At 61.3% G+C, this 20,204-nt stretch carries 16 protein-coding genes; 14 read left to right on the forward strand and 2 right to left on the reverse strand.

The window, feature by feature from the left end:
* The first annotated feature begins 10 nt into the window (after positions 1–10).
* The 7 genes from PLU72_13170 (at position 11) to PLU72_13200 (ending at position 8,942) form a co-directional block, all read left to right on the forward strand.
* Positions 11–1,174 (forward strand): carboxylate--amine ligase, encoded by a 1,164-nt coding sequence (locus tag PLU72_13170; protein ID HOT29129.1) that lies wholly within the window; start codon positions 11–13, stop codon positions 1,172–1,174.
* An 8-nt stretch (positions 1,175–1,182) separates the two neighbouring features.
* Entirely contained in the window at positions 1,183–2,295 is a 1,113-nt protein-coding gene (locus tag PLU72_13175; GenBank protein ID HOT29130.1) for an alanine racemase, read from the forward strand.
* Positions 2,296–2,517: 222 nt separating this feature from the next.
* Positions 2,518–4,113, forward strand: a complete 1,596-nt coding sequence (locus PLU72_13180; protein HOT29131.1) for a peptide MFS transporter — start codon at positions 2,518–2,520, stop codon at positions 4,111–4,113.
* Positions 4,114–4,535: 422 nt separating this feature from the next.
* Positions 4,536–5,453: a glycosyltransferase family 2 protein gene (locus PLU72_13185; protein HOT29132.1), complete on the forward strand. Its 918-nt coding sequence runs from the start codon at positions 4,536–4,538 to the stop codon at positions 5,451–5,453.
* 1 nt (position 5,454) lies between these two features.
* A complete protein-coding gene (locus PLU72_13190; GenBank protein ID HOT29133.1) occupies positions 5,455–6,435 on the forward strand; it encodes a radical SAM protein in 981 nt (326 codons plus the stop codon).
* Positions 6,432–7,922 (forward strand): radical SAM protein, encoded by a 1,491-nt coding sequence (locus PLU72_13195; protein ID HOT29134.1) that lies wholly within the window; start codon positions 6,432–6,434, stop codon positions 7,920–7,922. Before PLU72_13190 ends, PLU72_13195 begins: the two co-directional genes overlap by 4 nt.
* Positions 7,923–7,934: 12 nt before the next feature.
* A complete protein-coding gene (locus PLU72_13200; protein HOT29135.1) occupies positions 7,935–8,942 on the forward strand; it encodes a glycosyltransferase in 1,008 nt (335 codons plus the stop codon).
* Here the strand turns inward: PLU72_13200 and PLU72_13205 are convergent.
* Positions 8,878–10,194, reverse strand: coding sequence for a DUF4147 domain-containing protein (locus PLU72_13205; protein ID HOT29136.1), 1,317 nt, complete (start codon positions 10,192–10,194; stop codon positions 8,878–8,880). The genes PLU72_13200 and PLU72_13205 overlap by 65 nt on opposite strands.
* Before the next feature lie 96 nt (positions 10,195–10,290).
* On the opposite strand from PLU72_13205, the gene PLU72_13210 reads away from it, so the two are divergent.
* Genes PLU72_13210 through PLU72_13240 form a run of 7 tightly spaced genes read left to right on the forward strand, consistent with a single transcriptional unit; the run spans position 10,291 to position 18,295 of the window.
* A complete protein-coding gene (locus PLU72_13210) occupies positions 10,291–10,482 on the forward strand; it encodes a hypothetical protein (GenBank protein HOT29137.1) in 192 nt (63 codons plus the stop codon).
* Position 10,483: 1 nt separating this feature from the next.
* Complete coding sequence (locus PLU72_13215; GenBank protein HOT29138.1) at positions 10,484–13,519, forward strand: ComEC/Rec2 family competence protein; 3,036 nt, start codon at positions 10,484–10,486, stop codon at positions 13,517–13,519.
* Positions 13,516–14,145, forward strand: a complete 630-nt coding sequence (locus PLU72_13220; protein ID HOT29139.1) for a DUF655 domain-containing protein — start codon at positions 13,516–13,518, stop codon at positions 14,143–14,145. Before PLU72_13215 ends, PLU72_13220 begins: the two co-directional genes overlap by 4 nt.
* A gap of 12 nt (positions 14,146–14,157) precedes the next feature.
* Positions 14,158–15,114 carry an MBL fold metallo-hydrolase gene (locus PLU72_13225; GenBank protein ID HOT29140.1) on the forward strand — a complete coding sequence of 319 codons (957 nt, stop codon included), beginning with the start codon at positions 14,158–14,160 and terminating at the stop codon, positions 15,112–15,114.
* A 59-nt stretch (positions 15,115–15,173) separates the two neighbouring features.
* On the forward strand, positions 15,174–16,607 hold the full coding sequence (locus PLU72_13230; protein ID HOT29141.1) for a hypothetical protein: 1,434 nt from the start codon (positions 15,174–15,176) through the stop codon (positions 16,605–16,607).
* 15 nt (positions 16,608–16,622) lie between these two features.
* Entirely contained in the window at positions 16,623–17,042 is a 420-nt protein-coding gene (locus tag PLU72_13235) for a hypothetical protein (protein ID HOT29142.1), read from the forward strand.
* Positions 17,042–18,295 (forward strand): Clp1/GlmU family protein, encoded by a 1,254-nt coding sequence (locus PLU72_13240; protein HOT29143.1) that lies wholly within the window; start codon positions 17,042–17,044, stop codon positions 18,293–18,295. Before PLU72_13235 ends, PLU72_13240 begins: the two co-directional genes overlap by 1 nt.
* A 205-nt stretch (positions 18,296–18,500) precedes the next feature.
* Here PLU72_13240 and PLU72_13245 read toward each other — a convergent pair whose 3' ends face one another.
* On the reverse strand, positions 18,501–20,012 hold the full coding sequence (locus PLU72_13245) for a S8 family serine peptidase (protein HOT29144.1): 1,512 nt from the start codon (positions 20,010–20,012) through the stop codon (positions 18,501–18,503).
* Positions 20,013–20,204: the final 192 nt, after the last annotated feature.

Genomic DNA, 20,204 nt, shown 5'->3' on the forward strand with positions numbered 1-20,204 from the left:
AAGGACGAATATGAATTTCGTATTCCTGTCACCTCATTTTCCGCCCAACTTCTACCAGTTCCCGGTCGGTCTGGCGAAAGCGGGAGCCCGTGTTCTCGGCATCGGCGAAGCCCCCTGGGAAGAACTCCGCCCCGAGTTGCAGGCCGCCTTGGCCGAGTATTACCGCGTCAATTCCATGAACGACTACGACCAGGTCGTACGCGCGATGGGCAATTTCATTCATCACCACGGCCTGATGGATCGCATCGAATCGCACAACGAGCACTGGCTCCTGCTGGAAGGCGCGTTGCGCGAGGATTTCAACATTTTCGGGCCCAAGCGGCAGGCGACGCAGACGCTCAAGCGGAAATCCCTGATGAAAGAGGTCTTTCGGAAAGCCGGCATTCCCGTCGTGCGCGGCGAGGTATACCAGGACCCGAAGCATGCCCGCGAGTTCGCGAACAACGTAGGATTCCCGATGATCGCCAAACCCGATATCGGCGTCGGCGCTGCGTCCACCTACAAGATCGCGAACGCTCACGAGCTCGAGGAGTTCATCAAGGGAAAGCCCGACTGCGACTATTTCCTCGAGGAGTTCATCGACGGCGATCTCTTCACGTTTGACGGCATCACGAACAAGGACAACGAGATCGTTTATTATACCTCTCACTATTCAGACTTCGGCTGTTACGAGGCCGTCGCGTTCAACGACGACCTTTGGTATTATTCGCTGCGAAATATTCCCGAAAAGCTGCGCGACTACGGGTTCAAAAGCGTCAAGGCGTTCGACATCCGCGAGAAGTTCTTCCATTTCGAGTTCTTCCGGCGCAGGTCGGACGGCGAATTCATTCCGCTCGAACTCAACTGCCGTCCGCCCGGCGGCTTCACGACCGACATGATGAACTTCACCTCGGACATCGACGTCTACCAGCAGTGGGCGAACGTCGTCGTCCAGGGCCGTTTCACGGCCAGCGTCGAGCGCAAGTATCACTGCGCCCACATCGGACGCAAATACGGCAAGCAGTATCGTCTGTCGCACGAGCAGGTCATCGACAAATACGGCGATCAGATCATCATGTTCACCGAGGTTTCCCCCGTGCTCGCGCAGGTCATGGGGAACATGGCCTATCTCGCTCGATCACCCGATGAGAAGGAAATCAAACATATCGTGAATGATATTCTGGCGCTCGCCTGATATCCCCGATGCGTTTTTCCGGTCTCGCCACCCCCGTTGCGCTCGTCGATGGCCCCATCCTCGAGCGCAACGTCGCTTCCGCCTCCCGGTTCGCGCAACACCTCGGGATCGCCCTCCGGCCGCACGTGAAGACACACAAGTGCGCAGAGATCGCCAGGCTCCAGATGTCCGCGGGCGCCGCCGGCATCACCTGCGCGACGGTCGACGAGGCGGCCGCGTTCGCCGAAGCCGGCATTCGCGACATCTTCATCGCGTATCCCATCGTCGGCGAAGCGAAAATCGAGTTGCTGAAACGGTTCTGCGGCATCGCGAAGGTCGTCGTTGCGGCAGACAACGAGGAGCACATCGTCCTCCTCGAGTCCGCCGCGCCCGCGCTCGAATCGAAGTTGTTCGTGAGAATCGAGATCGACAGCGGCCATCACAGGTGCGGACTGCCGCCGGGTCCCGACGTGGTCCGGCTTGCGCGAAGAATCTCGGCTTCACCGGCCCTGGTTCTTGATGGCGTCTTCACCCACGCTGGACATGTCTACGCCGCGACAACGCCCGGGGAACGCCGCCTGATTTCCGAGACGGAAGGGCGTTCCGTCGTCGACGCGGCGATGATGATCCGGGATGCCGGCATTCTCTGCCCAAACGTCAGCGTCGGATCGACGCCGACCTGGCGCGTCTCGGGTGCCGTTCCCGGGGTGACCGAGGCGAGGCCCGGCAATTACGTATACAACGATGCCATCCAGGTCGGGCTCGGCGTCGCCGCCCCGGAAGACTGCGCATTCACGGTGCTTTCGACCGTCGTCGGCGTCTACGACGACCGTTTCGTCATCGACGCCGGCAGCAAGGCCCTCGGCCTCGACAAGGGTGCCCACGGCATCGAACTTCTGAAGGGATACGGCATCATCAACGCCTCCGACGGAACGATCGTGCGCGAATGGATCCTATCGCGCCTTTCCGAAGAGCACGGCATCGTCCCTCTCGAACCGTCTTTCCCGAAACCGGCTATCGGCGACCGCCTCTCGATCATCCCCAACCACTCCTGCGCCGCCGCGAATCTATATTCAACATTACATTATATCGATCCGAACGGTCTGCTTCAGCAGTATCACGTCATCGGACGCCACGCCTGACCCTCCGCCGACGCACCGGCGATCGAATTTGAAATCTGTTGGAGGGGCGGGTTTGAAACCCGCCCCTCCGTCTGCATCTACGACATTGGCATCGGACTCCGTTTGTGCTGTCGTTTTCCAAGATTCCGGATTCGGCTGGACAATCGGGCGTCGAACGGGTATCGTATGTGTTCGCGCTACGGCACGAACCCCGAGAAACATTCAACACAAGGTGAGGCATCCATGGCAGAATACAAAGATACGGTCGGCAAAGGCGAATTCCTGGGGCACCCCATCGGGCTCGTCGTCCTGTTCTTCACGGAAATGTGGGAGCGCTTCTCCTACTACGGCATGCGAGGCCTGCTCAAGCTGTACATGGTGAACTTCCTGTTCGTGAACCTGCGGCAACAGTTCCAGGGCAACACGGAAATGCTGATCCCGGGCGCGCCTGACGACGTTCTGTTCTGGCCGACCCTCCAGAAACTCATCCCGGGCGAAGTCGGCGCCAAGGCCTCGATGATTTATGGATTGTATACCGGCCTCGTCTACCTGACGCCGGTCTTCGGCGGCATGATCGCCGACAAGTATCTCGGCCAGCGCAAAACCGTCGCCATCGGCGGCATCCTGATGGCGATCGGCCAGTTCATGCTGATGTCGCCCAACCTGTTCTTCGTCGCCCTCCTGCTCTTGATCATCGGGAACGGCGCGTTCAAGCCGAACATCTCGACACAGGTCGGCAACCTCTACCAGCCCGGCGATCCGCGAAGAGACGGCGCGTTTACCTACTTCTATATGGGCATCAACCTCGGCGCCTTCCTGACGAACTTCGTCTGCGGCACCCTGGCCGCCCTCTACGGTTGGAAATACGGCTTCGGCGCCGCCGGCGTCGGCATGCTGCTCGGCGTGACGGTCTACCTGCTCTCCCAGAGCTACCTCGCCCCCGACAACATGATGAAGAGCAAGGAAGAGAAGCACGAGGACGTCGTGCAGACTGCCGAAACACCCTCGGAATCGGGCTCGAGCACGACGCTCACGATCGTCAACGGGCTGCTCGGCATCGACATCCTGATCGCCATCGCGCTTCCCATCTGGGGCTTCATGACCTCGTTCTCCCTCAACATGATCATGGGCTTCCTGTTCACCATCACTGCCGCCTTCTTCATCAATGGCCTGCGGAAAGCGAAGCCGGCCCTCACCGAGGCTGAATGGCAGGGCATCGCGGCCCTCGTCGGCCTGTGCGTTCTCAACATCGTCTTCTGGTCGGTGTATGAACAACAGGGCAACACGATGCAGAGCTGGGCCGACGAACAGACGGTCTGGCCGATCATCTTCGGCTTCCAGATTCCCTCGACCTGGTTCCAGTCGTTCAACCCCGGCGTGATCTTCCTGCTCGCGCCGCTTCTCGACATGTTCTGGGCCTGGCAGAACCGCCGCGGCAAGGAGCCGAGCAGCGTCACGAAGATGGCCATCGGCAGCGTCATCCTTGGCCTCTCGTTCATCGTCATGGTCGTCGGCGTGCGGATGGTCGGCGACACGAAGGGAAGCCCCTTCTGGCCGCTGTTCTGCACCTTCCTGCTGACGATCGGCGAGCTGTATCTGTCACCGGTCGGCCTGTCGCTGGTCACCAAGGTGGCCCCGGCCCGCGTCGTGTCGATGATGATGGGCATGTGGTTCCTGTCCAGCTTCGCCGGAAACTACCTGTCCGGCTACATCGGCACCTTCTACGAGAACAAGACCCTCTCCAAGGAGGCGTTCTTCTGGCTGCTCACCTTCCTCGGCCTCGGAACGGGCGGCCTGATGTTCGCCTTCAACAAGCCTCTCAAAAAGATTCTCGGGTAACCGAACTCCCCCTGAAAAGGGCCCGAAAGGGCCCTTTTTCTTTTGAGAACCGGTCCGCAGATATCGCTGATGGCTTGCCTCGGCGCGTGCCAGCCGAGTATATCTGGGGAGTTTGAGGGACGTGATACCAGATTCTCATGAGTTCTGCAGAAAGCCACTGCGCCACTCGCTCTGAGATTGTCGAAGCCTGACCTGAGCATGAAGATGGGGCCTCTCGTATTTCACAGGCTCATCACGAATGGGAACCCCAAACTCAGCATTCTGCTGCGAAGGATTGCATGATAGAAGGGGTTCGATATCACGTCCCCACAATTGAATGATTCATCTGCTTGCTTCGGCGCGGGATGGCGGAGTATATCTTGATGAATTCACGATTCAGACCACATGTTCGGAAACGATGCCTCATGCATGCTCACACAGCGATGAACCAAGATTCTCGGGTCGGTATCGTCATGCTGACCTGGAACCAGAAGCAGATGACGTTCGAGGGACTCGATGCGCTGCGACGTCTCGACGGGCCGAAACCCCGGGTCGTTCTCGTCGATAACGGGAGCGTCGACGGCACCTGCGAAGCAGTCAGGGCCGCGTATCCAGAGGTCGAGGTGCTCGGACTTCCCGAGAACAAAGGGTTCTGCGCAGCGAACAATCGGGGCGCCGAGCTTTTTCTGAAGGATCCGTCGATCGAATACGTGCTGTTCGTGAATAACGACATCGATCTCGAGCCGGACTGCGTGAACCGGCTCGTCTCCTTCATGGACGCGACCCCGTCCGCCGGGGCCTGCGGACCCCTGATTTTCTACGATTCCCCGCGCGACGTCGTCTGGGCCGCGGGCGGCCGCATCTTCACCGACCTGATGTGGTTCCCGCCGATCCTCCGCGACAGGCCCTGGCGGTGCGGGAACACGCCGCGGCGCGTCGGGTATATCCACGGCTGCGCGCTGCTGGTGCGGCGTTCGGTGATCGAGACGATCGGCATGTTCGACGAGCGGTTCTTCATCTACCACGACGAGGTCGACTGGTGCCACCGCATGGCGAAGGCCGGCTGGGACGTCTGGCTCGTTCCGGCCGCGCGGCTGTATCACAAGGTCTCCCAGGTCGTCGGCCAGCACAGCCCGATGATGATCTACTATACCTCTCGCAATAAATTGCTGTTCTGGTGGAAGCACGGCCGCCTGTCGGACATTCCGAAATTCTACGCATTCCATCTCTGGAAACTGGTCCGCATCTTCGCCCGCGCCGGCTCCCCCTGGGCGCTGGTCTCGCTCTTCAAAGCCCTGCTCGACGCCGTCACCGGCGCCTTCGGCCGCGGCCATATCGAAGCCGCGCGAAAGAAGAACTGAGATGGACCTCGATCCGTTCAAGCGGTGGATGTGGCTGAGGACGCTGTATCTGAAATGGCGTCTTCCCGTCCGATATCCGTTGATTCTCAACATCGAGCCGACGAACCGGTGCAACCTCGCCTGCGCGATGTGCCCGCGCTCGATCAGCGGCCGCCCGGTCGCCGACATGGAGTGGGGGCTGTTCGAGAGGCTCGTCTATGAACTAAAACGGGAAGGGCCGATCCTGAAGGTGTTCCTCCAGAAAGACGGCGAACCGCTCCTGCACCCGAAGATCGCGCAGATGGTCGAGATGCTTGCCGACGCCCGCGCCGCCAAATCGATCGGTATTATAACGAATGGTACACTTCTTAGCGAGGACATGTTTGCCGATCTCGCGGCGGCCGGCCTCGACGACCTGATCGTCAGCATCGACGCCGTCGAACCCGCGGGGTATGAAAAACTCAAGGGGGCGAATGCTTACGAACGCGTCGTGGCCAACGTCGAGAGGGCGATCGCGATGAAGCGCGAGCACAACCTGAAAAAGCCCCTCATCAAGGCGCGCATGGTCGAGCGTCGGGGCCATGAGACAGACGTCGAAGCGTTCCGGCGACGCTGGACAGGAAAAGCCGACATGGTCGACATCACGCCGTATCACACCTGGATCGGCGCGGTCGGCGACGAGCGATGTTACGGCCGCGACGGCCGGTATCCCTGCTCGCTTCTCTGGTATACCGGCATCGTCAACTCCGACGGCCAGGTCTCACCCTGCTGCATCGATTACGAATGCCGCGGCTCGCTGGGCCGGGTGGGGAAGGGCGGTTTCAAGGAAATCTGGAACGGAAAAGCCCTGCATGATCTTCGCATGAAGCATCTGAAGGGCGAATACGGCAGGACCGCGATCTGCGGCAACTGTGAATACTGGCTGATCAAGGAGGACATCGGCGCCTGGCTGCGCCGTATCTATAGAGTATCGAATACACCCGCGACCGGAGGCGGCAGATGAGCAGTTCGACCACCAAACCGTCGGGAACCATCCCGCCCTTGCGGCGCCCCCTGCGCGTCGCCTTCGTCAACCCGCCATTCCTGCCCGACTACTCGAGAGGCCAGCGCTCGCCGGCCGTCACCCGGAGCGGAACGCTGTATTACCCGATGTGGCTCGCAGCCGCGGCTGCGCACGCCATCCGTCTCGGCCACGAAGTCGAGCTGATCGACGCGGTCGCCATCGGCAAGAGCCACGACGATACGATCGCGCGGCTCCGGGCGTTCGCGCCCCACCTGGTTCTCGTCGAGGCCGCCACGCCCAGCATCGAGAACGATCTCGCGTTCGCGGCGCGGGCGAAAAACGCGTGCGCGCCGGCGAGCGTGTTCGTGTGCGGAACCCACGTGTCCGCGCTTCCCGGCGAGTCGCTGGCGCTTCAGCCGTCGATCGACGGGGCAGTGATCGGAGAATACGAGATTCCGCTCGAACAGATTCTGGACTGCCTGGCCGAAGGTCGCGCCGTGGAAGGTGGCGAGGGCGTTCACCTGCCAGGCCGGCCGGCGGCTCCGCGGACAAGGTACTTCGAGAATCTCGATGCGCGGCCGTTTCTGAGCGAGGTCTATCACCGGTTTCTGCCGATCTCGAGATATTTCAACCCGAATGCGCACCATCCGATGGTTTCCATCCTGTCGGGCCGCGGCTGTCCGTTCCGATGCACGTTCTGCGTGTTTCCCCAGACCCTCACCGGCCACGAATACAGGAAACGTTCGGTCGATTCGCTGATCGAGGAGTTCCGCTGGATCGCCGAACACATGCCCCAGGTGCGCGGCGTCTTCATCGAGGACGACACGTTCACGGCAGACAGGAAGCGCGTCGCCGAGTTCTGCCGGAAACTTCGCGAACTGCGACTGCCGCTGAGCTGGACGGTGAACGCCCGCGCCGATGTCGATCTCGATACCCTGCGCGCGATGAAGGGCGCCGGCCTGCGGGGCGTCTGCGTCGGCTTCGAGTCGGGGAGCCAGGAGCTTCTCGATCGTATTCGCAAAGGCACGAGCATCGCCTCGATGGAGCGATTCGCTGCCGATGCCCGCACCGCCGGCATCAAGGTTCACGGCTGTTTCATCGTCGGCCTGCCCGGCGAAACGCGCGTGACGCTGCAGCAGACTCTCCAGTTCGCCCTGCGGCTTCCTCTCGATACGGCGCAGTTCTACCCCCTGATGGTCTACCCGGGAACCGAAGCCTTCGATTGGGCGAAAGCGAACGGCATGCTCACGGCGGATCGGTGGCGGGACTGGTTGTCTTCTGATGGTCTCCACCAGTGCGTCGTCAGGTCCGCCGATCTGACGAGCGCCCACCTGGTGCGCTTCTGCAATCATGCGAGACGGAAGTTCTATCTGCGGCGCTCGTATCTGCTCGCCACCGCCTGGCGGGTTCTCTCCGACGCCGAAGAGCGGCATCGCGTGGTCCGCTCGGCCCGCACGTTCCTTCGGCATCTGTTCCTCGACAGGTGATGCGGCGTCTGCATGATCGTTCCTGAACCCCTGCAGGTGTCGGTTGTCGTTCCGGCGTTCAACAGGCCGGAAACGCTGGCCGGCTGTCTCGAAGCCCTTGCTGCCCAGCAAACATCTCGAACCTGGGAAGTCATCGTCATCGATGATGGCTCCTCCGACAATCTGTCGGACGTCGAATCGAGATTCAAGGAACGAATACCGCTTACCTGGGTGAGGATGCCCGTAAACGGCGGCCCTGCGCGTGCGAGAAATGCGGGCATCGGGAAGGCGAGGGGAGAGATCGTTCTGTTCACCGACGCAGACTGCCGGCCCGAACCGGGCTGGATCGATGCGTTATCAGCCCCGTTCGACGATCCCGGGGTGACCGGGGCGAAGGGCGTCTACAAAACCGCACAGACGGATCTCTGGGCGAAGCTGGCGCAGCTCGAGTTCGAAGAGCGGTTCGAGCTTCTTTCCGGTCAGCCTGACATCGATTTCGTCGACTCGTATTCCGGGGGGTTCAGGCGGGCGGCGCTCGTGGCCGTCGGCGGGTTCGACACGAGTTTTCCCCGGGCGGACAACGAGGACGTCGATCTCTCGTTCCGCATCAAGGCGCTTGGGGGGCGTTTCGTGTTCGTCCCGGGCGCCGTCGTCTGGCATACGCACCGGGAAGGCGCCTGGCGGTATTTTCTTTTGAAGATCGGCCGCGGCTACTGGCGGATGCGCGTCTACCGCCGGCACCCCGGAAAAGCGGGGCGGGACAGTTATACGCCGTTCAGTCTGAAAGCCCAGCTCGTTCTTCTTGCGGTTCTGCCCGTTCTTCTGCTTTCGCCGCGTTACCGCCGGCGTCTTCTGCCCGTCTGGCTGATTTCCTGGGTCGCGACCTGCGTATCGCTAGCACGAATCAGCCTGCGGAGAGATCCCTCGCTCCTTCCCTGGACGCCGGTTCTTCCGTTCGTGCGTGGCGTCGCGCTCATCATCGGGATGGTGAAGGGGATCGCAGCCGCAGCAGCAGAACGTCTCCGAGATTCGTCCCGCTAAAAAAGGCCGGATAGAGCCTGTTTCGCGACTCGAGCCAGGCTGCCGCATCGAAGGTTCGAACGGCGTTCGCAAGTTCCTCGACGGATGAGTTCGCGATATCATCAGACGTCAGAAAACCGCCGGCCGAGGAGGAATTTCCGTCGTGACCGTCCGTTGCAAGCACGGCAACGTCGATCTTTAGGCCTTGTTGCTTCGCTCCCGAAGCGAGTTCGAGAACGAGGGACGTCGCCCGCCCGCCCCGGCCTGGTATTATACCATGAGGTATATAGACTTCCAGTTCTCCGTAAAAGAGCACCCATGCGTCCTCGATTTCCTCGCGGATCGCCCCAAGATGTTTACATAATATTTCTACCCACGATGTTCGTTCGCCCGACATCGGAAACGGGGACAGGCATGCGGGGTGTCCCGAGCCGCGGATGATGTCGGCAAGACGTTCCGCCATCATTCGCGGACTTGCGATGCAGTGAAACCGGTACCGGTTCTCGTCGAACATCCCCGGTTTGAGTGTCTCCTGCAGACGCCCCGCACGGCCGTCGGAGAGGAAGCGGAGCGCATTTTCCGGAAATCCGGCGATTCCAGAGGCGATCTCGAATGCGTCGGCGAAGGTCGTCGGATCGGGCGAGAAGGGGCCGGACCCGATGTCATGCGGATGATCTCCCGGGACATCGGAGATGGCGAGCACCGTCACCACGGCGCCGCGTTCGAGAAGCACGCGAAGCAGGTTCCCGCCCTTGACCGCCGAGATGTGTCTTCTGACGGTATTCACTTCGCCGATAGGCCGGCCCGATGAAACGAGTGATGTATATACTGATATAATATCATCATCTCTTAACGGAGGGACGGGGCTTTCAAACAGCGAAGACGCGCCTCCGGAGATCAGCGCGAGAACGTGTCTTCCCGGCTCCATCCGTTCGGCGGCCCGAAGGGCGTGGCGGGCGGCCTCGAACGATCCGGCATCGGGATACGGATGGCCGGCCGGAAAGAAGGCCGCAGTCACGCCTTCAGGGACGAGCGGTTCGGCGCCAGTTCCGGCGGGAGCGACGCAGATGACGGAACGGGGTAGGGCGATTCCCTCGCGGAAAAGCGCGCCCGCGAGCATTTCCCGGGAGGCCTTTCCGACGGCGATGATATGATCCGGATCGCGGATGTCCCGCGGAAGATGACGACGGACGCATTCGCGCGTGTCCGCGGCTTCGATGAGGATATCCGGCAACTGCCGCAGGAGTTCGGAGCCCTTCCGTTCATCAGCCATGCGGGAGATGATATCAGATGTTCAGAATCCTGCGCGCGGCTCTGACATTATGGTATCTTCGTTGGTGCAACCCAGAACGACGGAATGGAATGACGAGTGGCTGAACAGACAAAAGAACAGAACAACGGAACCGGCTTTCTGATCGGGCTGCTGCTCACGACGATGGTGCTGGGCATTCTCGTCCTGGCCGTCAAGTCGGATTACCGTATCGACCAGAACCTGGCCTCGAACGAGGAATACTATTCGAACGTCGGCGTCGAAGACGAATCCGGCGACGATCGGAACTGACGTGACGACGTTCATCATCCTGACGCTGGCATACGTCGCCGGCATGTCGACGGTGAGCCTGCTCGGCATCGCGGGCGGCCCCTTCTTCCTGCTGCTGGCCGCGATGTTTTTCGCCGCGGCGGCGATCCCTTTCTGGCAACAGCACGGCGACAAGCTTTCCGCCGGCGAGATCGGAGACATCGCGGAAGACGAGAACCCGGTACCCGTTCTTTCGATTCTTCTGCTGACCGGCGCCTGTTTCTTTTTCGGCATGTTCCGCTATGGGACGGCGCTCAACGTGCTCTCGCCGCACCACGTCGACCGCGTCATCGATTCGAGCAACCCGTTTGGAAAATGGCGCGTCGTCGGCCGGGTGATTGAAGAACCGACGCTGAAGAACGATTATCTCGAAGTCATCATCGCCCCCGATACGGCGCAGGAGATCATCTCCACCAGGCAGCAGAAACCGCGCGCAGCCACATCCGGAAAAGGGAAAGGAAAAGGGAAAGGGAAGGGACGCAAACCGTCATCCACCCTCCAGCCCGCTCTCGATTCTCAGGTTGCATCCGAAACCACTGCGGCGACCGACCTCGCTCCCGAAACGCCCCCGCCCGACGAGAAGACCATCGACGACGGCCTGATCCTGGCCCAGGTCTTCGAGGAAAACGATGCGTTCAAGCTTCTGAAATTCAACCAGCGGATCGAGATCAGCGGGCACTTTTCCGTTCCGTCGGCCGCCCGCAACCCCGGCAGCCTCGATTATCAGCGGTCTCTCCGGAACCGCGGCATCTTCCGGACCGTCCGGATCGCCGGTCGCGGCGCCCGCCTCGAGATCATCGAGGACGACCCGAGCGGCTCGCCCTGGTACCGGTTCGCCCTGTATCTTCGCACCTCGATTCTCGGCGTCATCAAGCAGACGATGCCGTACCCGGAATCCTCGTTCCTCGGCGGCGTTCTTCTCGGCCTGAGAGGCGGCCTCCCGCCGCAGGTGACGACCGAATTCCGCAAGACCGGCGTTTCGCACGTTCTCGCCGTCTCAGGCCTTCACGTCACGATCATCGCCGGCATGTTCTACGGGTTGTTCGTGATGTTCGGCGTTCCGCTGCGGATTTTCTCGCCGATCATCGTCTTCTTCCTGTTCACTTTCGCGCTCATCGTCGGCTGGCCGAGCTCCGCGGTTCGCGCCGCCCTCATGAACAGCCTCTTTCTGCTGTCGCGCGCCTATCTCGGCGACCGCGGCTTCCGGGCGTCGATCATCTTCGCCCTCTCCGTCGCGGCGGCCTACATCCTGACCGTCAACCCGCTCCAGCTCACCGAGCCGAGCTTCGTTCTCTCGTTCATGGCGATCTACGCTCTGGCGATGTTCTCGGAACCCGCCGAAAAACTGCTTCGCGAATGCCTGCGCGGTCCCGGCCTCGCCTTCGCGTTCGGGGCTGTCGCGCTGCTGTATCTCGTCGTGGTGCTGAAGCGCGATCTCGTGCTCGCGCCGTATTTTTTTCCAGGTATTGCCTTATATATACTAGCATCAGTTATTGTATCGCGGCGCTTTTCACGGGTTTCCGGCTTCCAGAGTTTCAGCTTCGAAATGCTGCCGCAGTGGCTGATCGGCTTCACCTCCTCCCAGATCGCGATTTTCCTCGCCATGATGGGCCCGCTCTCGGCCTACTATTTCGGCTCGATGTCCCTCTCGGCGCCGATCGCGAACATGATCGCGATCCCACTCATCGGCGTCATCGTCCAGGTCGGCCTGATCGCCGGCCTCATCGGCTCGTTCGTTCCTGTCGTCGGCCTCCACCTCGCCCTCGTGATCAATGCGGCGAACTGGCTCGCGGTCAAATTTTTCCTGGGCATGGCCCACTTCTTCGCCCTGGTCATCCCGTTTCCCCGCGTTTCTCAGCCGGGCATCGGCCTCCTGCTCCTCTACTACGCCCTCCTGCACCTGTATTTCTTTTGGGACGAACTGTCGACATATGCATCGGCGCTGTGGGCCGCCGTCGTCGACCTCTGGGAAGACCCCGACTACAAGTGGGGCCTCGGCCTCATCGCCGCAGGCGGCATCGCCGTCTTCGCCTTCCTCGCCGTCTTCGGGGTCTCGCGCGTCGAAAGTCGGCCGTCGATGCGTCTCACGATGCTCGACGTCGGGTTCGGGGCCTCGCTTCTTTATGAAAAAGACGGCAAGACGCTCCTCGTCGATGCCGGGTATCGAGACACGTTCTCGGGGTACGACGTCGGGGAACGCGTGATTCAGCCTGCCCTTTCCTCGAAAATGACGAACGCCCTCGACGCCGTCGTCCTCACGTCTGCGCTCCCGGAACGCATTTCGGGCCTGCTCTCGGTCCTCGATAATTACCGCGTGCGCGCCATTTACGCCCCGTTCGAGATTCCGACCGACGGGAAGCGCGTTCCCTTCGGCGAATATGTCCGGCGGTTTTCCCTCGCCGACATGAAGGTCGAAGGCGATTACAAGAAGGGCATCTACCTCTCGTCCCCCCCGAACTATTATTGGGAACAGGCCGCGGACTCGTTCAACGCGTTGGTCAAGGCCGTGAACAAATACCGCATTCCCGTCCATCCCCTCGTCGCGGGCGTCCGCATCGATGGGTTCGGCGATTCCGTCGAGATCCTCGCCCCCGCGACCTTCACACCTCGCTTCTCCTGCTATTACGACGGCGCCGCCCTGCTGTTCAAAGAAGGCGGCGACCGTATCGCCTACGCACCGGGCAACGCGTATCTCTTCGAAAAAGCGCTTCCCGCCGAACTGAACGGCCTTCTTCTCGCCGATCTGCCGTATCCCTACGAAAAGTTCGCCGAGTATGTCCGCGCGACGAAGCCTGAATGGGTCGGCATCAGCTTCCGTAAGCCTTCCTCCTGGCTGATGGAACGATATTACATGCAAAAGCTCCTCGACGGCCGCTCGATCCAGTTCAACCGCCGCAGTCGCGACCTGCCGCTGCCGGTGTATCGCACCGAGCGGTACGGCGCCATCCAGGTCACGGCGCGCCAGGGAAAATTGTATACGAAAACATATATCAATCCCGTAAGCGAGGAGGCCAGATGATGCGTCTGACGACCCTCGAAAAAACGACGTTCGGCATGATGGGCGGTATGATCGTCCTCGGCGTCGTCCTGCTCATGTTCCAGATCGCCCGGGAGCGCAGTGCGAACCTTCATACGCTCGGCGCCATCGACCGTATTTCCCGGCTGACGGAGCGCGAGGTCCCCGAAAAATCCCAGGAGCACGACGAGCCGGAGGAAGAAGACGGATTCGGCAGTCTTCCGAAGCTCAATCTGAATACCGCGACGCTCGCCCAGCTCGATGCGCTTCCCGGCATCGGGAAGGCGATGGCCGAGCGCATCATCGACCTGCGCAAAACGAAAAAGGGATTCAAGAGTCTGGCGGAGTTGAAAGAAATCAAGGGCGTTTCCTCGAAAAAATTCGCCCAACTGAAGCGGGTGCTGACCGTCTCCGCCCCCGGCGCCGGAGAACCGCGCCGGCTGAACCTGAACTTTGCGTCGCTCGACGAACTCGAGGCCCTTCCCGGCGTCAGCCCGAAACTCGCCCGGGCCATCTATGACGCGCGGAACGCGATGGGGGGCTTCAAATCCGTCAAAGATCTCGAAGACATCCCCGGGCTAACCGAGAAGAAATACAAGCTCTTCGAAGCCCTCGTCGAAATCAAGTAACCGGAACAGGCCATGACAGACTACGGATTCGAGCAAACATCGTTCAAGAGCACCGCCATGAAGGTCTGGTTCGTGATCGTGTTCCTGATCATGGTCTCGGTCTGGGCGATGGTGCTCAGTCCCGACCACGGCGGCATCGGTCCGTCCGCCATGAACCCGAAGCTTCGCATCGACTTCGTGAACGTCGGGCAGGGCGATGCGATCCTCGTCAGGACGCCGCGCGGCAGGGTGTATCTCATCGACGGCGGCATGAACGTCTCATCGACGCAGGCGGTCCGCGAGAACCGCGACCTGATCCAGAACTACCTTCGCACGAAGCGCATCCGGCGTCTTGACGGCATCGTCGTCACGCACAACCACAACGACCACCTCGGCGGCATCATTCCGGTGCTCAAGCTGCTCAAGGTCGATCGCATCTGGGACTGCGGCAGCGTTGCGAACACGCAGACCTACAAAGAATATGCCGAACTATGCGAAAAGAAGCGCATTCCCCGCATGACCGCCAAGGCGGGCGACGTTCTCGACTGGGGTTCCGAACTGTTCGTCACGGTCCTTCATCCCGAATCGGTCTCGAAATCGCAGGAATTCTCGGACCAGAACAATATGTCCGTCACCCTGCTCGTGCGTTACGGGAAGGTAACGACGCTGCTCTGCGGTGACATCGAGATCGCCGCCGAAGAGGAGGTCGCCCGCTACGGCGATGCGATCCGCGCCCAGGTCGTGAAGATTCCTCATCACGGCTCCGACACCAGCATCAACAAACGGTTCTGGAACCTCGTCAAACCAGCTCTCGGCATCATCCAAGTCGGCCGCGACAACCCCTTCGGCCACCCGAAACTCGAGGCGCTCGACCTGTATCGAAGCATGGGCGTCGACCTGAAACGAACAGACTCGAACGGCACCGTCAGGCTTCTCGTCGGGGGCGAAACCGAACGCGACTACACGGTCGAGGTTGACCGAAACCTCTAGCGTCTCTATACTTATTCAATAATTTTCCCATCCTCACATTTTTTCCCGAAAGGAAAGGTATGGAAGCAGCCATTCTCAAGAACCTCCCCACCAACGTCGAAGATTATCAGGCTCAGTGGCAGGCACTCAAAGCCGCCGACGCGGGCCTTGCAAAAATTGTCGAGGCCGTCTCGAAGCCCGAGGGCACGGCCCTGATCTTCAGCCACGACGACCCCGACGGCATCACCAGCGGCCTCATCTTCAAGCGCATGCTCGTGAAAAAAGGCTGGAAGGCCGAACTGCGCATGCCCGCCGGCTTCCTTCTTCAGCCGCAGCAGTGGGAAGACGCATTCCGCGAGATACCCGACGTAAAAGCCGTCTTCATGCTCGACAAGGGCACGCTGATGCCGTATTCCGAGTTCGGCAAGAAGGCGCCGCTCTACATCGTCGATCACCACCCGACCCCCAAGGCACCGACCGACTGCGTGATGTTCAACCCGAGCCTCGAGAAATACACCCCGTGCTCGACCTCGATCCTCGCGCACGGCATCGCCACCCTGAGCGGCACCCGCGACCAGTTCGACGATTTCCTGTGCCTCATGGGCCTCAAGGGCGACTGGGCGATCGAGCCCGTCACCGGCGTGCTCGTCGATTTCGCCAAGCCGTTCATCGCCACCTACGGCGTGGCCTTCAAGAACATGCTGACCCTGCTGCGCGAGCGGCCGACCATGTTCGACGCCTCCCAGCGGGAAAACACCTGCCTGCTCTCCCGCGTGACCGAGTTCGTGCATGCGACGGGCGGCGGCGGCTTCCAGTATTTCTACAACGACCGGGAAGAAGCGCTCAAAAACGTCGATCACCCCGCGCTCATCGCGAACGCCCTCGAGGCGCTCGCCCCGCAGGTCGAGGCGCTCACCCGCATTTCGACCCTGCAGAGCTTCGTGCAGATGATTCCGCAGGAGTTCAAACAGCCGCTCGACAAGATCTTCCGCTACTTCCTGCAGGACTGGGACAGCGCCGACAAGTTGCTCAACTCCTCCGTGCGGGCGCTCAAGCTCGAGAACACCAGCATCTACCTGTTCGTCGGCGGAAAAGTGCCGCTGCTTCCCATGATCGGCTCGATCAAGCTGTTCGATCTCAAGCAGACGGCCGGCGACAAAGATGCGCAGATCATCATGGTCAGCTCGGTCTCGCCCGACTACACCCACGTTTCCGTCCGCGGAACCGGCGATCGCGTCCATTCGGGCAAGATCTGCGGCTCGCTGCAGGATGCCCTCCAGGCGAAATACGCGAAGTACAAAGACAAGATCAGCGGCGGCGGCCATCCCCGGGCGGCCGAATGCACGGTGCGCACCGCCGACGTCACGTTCTTCAACGTCCTCAGCCTGCTGATGACGCACCTGAACGAGATGAACGAGATCGACCAGAAGTTCGCCGAAGGCAAGCCCAACAAGGGCCTCGCGAAGCGGGCGAAGGAGCTCGGTCTCGAATATCTTGCCACGGCCGGCTTCTGAGGCAGTGGCGAACGAATGACATATAAGGAAACCGATTTTCCCGGCCTTCTCCGCTACCTGAAAACCGTCGCGACGGAAGAGAGCGACCCGTTTCTGCTCAAACAGGTCGTTCTCCAGCTCGTGAAGCTGTATGACGAGGTTCCGGTGTATCCCGGGATCGTGAACATGTGCCTCGGCAAGGTTGTGAAGACCGTTCCTGCCGCCGATGTCGAGGTCGGTCAGAAGATCCACGTGAAAAACCGTGAGGACTGCTACACAGGGATCGTCGCCTCGAAGGATGAGGACGGCGTCACCCTGAAACAGGTCCGTCAGATCGTCACCGAAGACGAGCTCGAGCTCGAGTTCGGCGAGATGGAAAAAGTCTCGGTCATCAACGACAGGGCGCTCGAGGAGCTGTGGCCTTCGCTGGTATTCCCGAAAGAGAAAGGTATTTGATGAACTATACGATCGAACGGGATGAAAACCACCTGCTGGTCGGGCCGGCGAAGTTCACGGTCGTCTCGGGAGCCGTCGAGGTCATCGCGGCCAAACTCGGGGCCGGGAAAAGCCTGACGGTGCCGGTCGGGAAGCGCGTTCCCATTCTCGGTCTCGAGAAATCGCAGCTCGAGATCGAGGCGGGCCCTGACGCCGTCACGAAGATGGAAGCCGGCTCCATTCCCGCGGAATGGGACAAGCTCGCGGAAGAGATCGCGGCGGAGCACAAGGCCGGCCTGCTCTACACGGTGATGGTTCTCGGCGAGGTCGACACCGGGAAAACCTTCTTCAGCACGTATCTGGCGAACCGCCTGATCGGCAAGCTGGGCCGCACCGCGATTCTCGACTGCGACACCGGCCAGTCCGACATCGGCCCCTGCGGCTCGTTCGGCATGCTGGTGATGAAAGAGCCCTGCGTCTTCCTGACCGAGGAGCCGCCGACGCACCTCTACATGCTCGGCGCCCACTCGCCGAACCTGCACCTCGTTCCCGCGCTGACGGGCCTCGCGGCCATGATGAAGAAGGCGCGGCAGGAAGCGGACGCGCTGATCATCGACACCACCGGCTGGGTGCAGGGCGACGGCGGGCGGGCCCTCAAGAAGGCCAAGCTCGACATCGTCGAGCCGGAAAAGGTCGTGCTGATGCAGCGCGGCACCGAGCTCGAGCACCTGGTGAAGCACCTGCCGCCCGAGCGGATCGTGCGCCTGCCCGTATCGAAGAAGGCGTCGTCGACCTCGCAGATGGAACGCAAGCACCTCCGCGAACTGGTGAACGTCAAATACTTCAAGGACGCCCGGGTCTTCGAAATACCGTTCCGCCAGGTCATCACCGACCGCTGCTTCTTCATGAGCGGCACGAAGATGGAGCTCGAAGGCACCTTCTGGGCCGAAAAGCTCTCGGGGTGGGAGGGCACCTTCGTCGTGACCTCGGGCCCGCTCATGGTCGAAATGACCAAGAAGTGGCCCAAAGACCTCGGCATGGTGCGAAACTTCATCTCAGGGGAAGAGAAAGGCCTGATGATCGCCCTTCTCGACGCGAACCAGGACGTCCTCGCCATCGGACGCCTCGAGACGATCGACTTCCTGAACAACGCCTTCCGCATCCGCGCCCCCTTCAAGGGCGACACCGGCAGGATCCGCTGCATCCAGATGGGTTCCCTGAAAATCACCGAAAAAGGGGAAGAAGCCGGCTTCCTTGAACCCGGCTCCCTCTGATCTATTTTGTAACAATCTCTATACAACCGGCCCCGGTGTCATCCGGGGCCGGTTTGCAATTTCGCGATGTCAGGGCGAATTTCAAATCCGCCCCTCCGGGGGCATCGAAATGTTCATGAAAATGCAGAACCAATCGGAATAAATCGTTCCGTATACAAAACACCGCCGAGTCGGAACCCGGCGGTGTTTTGTATCCTATGATCTTTTATTTCTGGAGGGTTTCGGCCTGGCGGAGCGCGGAGGCTTCGCGGAGGAGCTTCATGCCGGCCTGGCTTCCGCTGTTCTCGACGGCGATCGAGAGGGCGCGGAACTCGCCATCGTCGAGGCCCTGGCAGCGCAGGACGAGCGAGCGGGCGAGGGGAGCAGCGAGCGGGGAGACCTGCTGGACGCCGACGAGGGCGACTTCGGCGGAGAGAGCGCGGTCGTAGGCGGCGAAGGCGGCTTCCAGCGAGGAGGTCTCGAGGACCTTCTTGATGCACTCGACGGCGTCGAAGCGGCCGGAGCCGAACTTGTTGTCCTTGCCGGCGGTGCCGAGGTCGATCGAGGTGGATTCGGCCAGGCTGCGGACCTGCTCGATGGTGAGCTTCGGGTTCGCCTGGAGCATCAGGGCGACGAGGCCGGCGACGTGCGGGCAGGCCATCGAGGTGCCCATGTTGGAGACGGTGCCGTTGCTGGTGTTGCAGGAGATGACGCCGTAGCCGGGGGCGGCGATGTCGGGCTTCACGAGGGTCTGGCCGTCCCAGACGACCGGGCCGACGCTGCTGAAGTAGGCGATCGTGTCATCCTTCTTGGTGGCGGCGACGGCCCACGAGTGCGGGAACCCGCCAGGCGTGCCGACCTTGCCGGAGGGGCCGTTGTTGCCGGCGGCGAACACCGGAACCATGCCGGCCGTCACCCAGGCGTTCACCGCATCCCAGAAGACGCGGTCGGTCGAGTCGTCGGAACCCCAGGAGTTGCTGACCAGCAGGGGCGCGTCGTTGGTTTCGGGGTTGCCGTCGGGATCCATGACCCACTGCATGGCTTGCAGCAGCCAGGCGTCTTCGGCGCCGCCCTGTTTGTCGAACACCTTGGCGACGATGAGGCGGGCGCCCGGAGCGACGCCGAGGCCGTTGCCGCCCGCGATGGTGCCGGCGGTGTGCGAACCGTGACCCTGGTCGTCATAGGCTTCGGGCTTGGCGGCAGGGGTGAAATCCTTGAACGCGATGACCTTGCCCTTCAGAGCAGGGTGCGCGGCGGCGGCGCCGGTGTCGAGGTGGCCGACGACGATGCCGGAACCGTCGATGTTGTAGTCCTTCCAGACTTCGGGAGCGCGGACTTTCACGATATTCCAGACGGGGGCCGCATCCTCGCGAATGACGCGCGTCGCGGGCCGAGGATCGATCCATTTCTTGTACTCGACCGGCTTCACGAAAGCGACGTTGCCGAGGCTCTTGATGGTTTCGAGCTCGGATTTCGAGGCTTTGACGACGGCGCCGTTCACGTTCCAGAGAGGCGTGATCGAGTCGCCCTTCTTGGCGATCTTCTGCTGGAGCAGATCGATGTTCGATTTGTTGGCTTTCTGAAGCCCGCGCACGACCTGCGCGTGACTGCCGCTCTGAACGGCCTTCGTCGACTTGAACAGCACCAGATACTTGCCCGGAACGACGTCCGCGAACGCCGTTCCGCCGGCGACGAACGTCGCAAGGGCGATGGCCAGAGAGCTGAGAACCTTCTTCATCTTGTACACTCCTTACTCAATTCTCATAAGAACTTCCTCAATGGTAGCACCACCGGGGAGAAGTCAACAAGGGGAAAAATCTCCAGTATCAAAATCAAAAAGCGGGCGGATCACGATCCGCCCCTACGACAGTTGGTTTTGCAAATGGGATGTCTGGGCGCATCGCGATGCGCCCGGATCGCACCGGCGTAT

It is taken from the genome of Candidatus Ozemobacteraceae bacterium (genome assembly GCA_035373905.1).
Lineage (GTDB): Bacteria > Muiribacteriota > Ozemobacteria > Ozemobacterales > Ozemobacteraceae > MWAR01.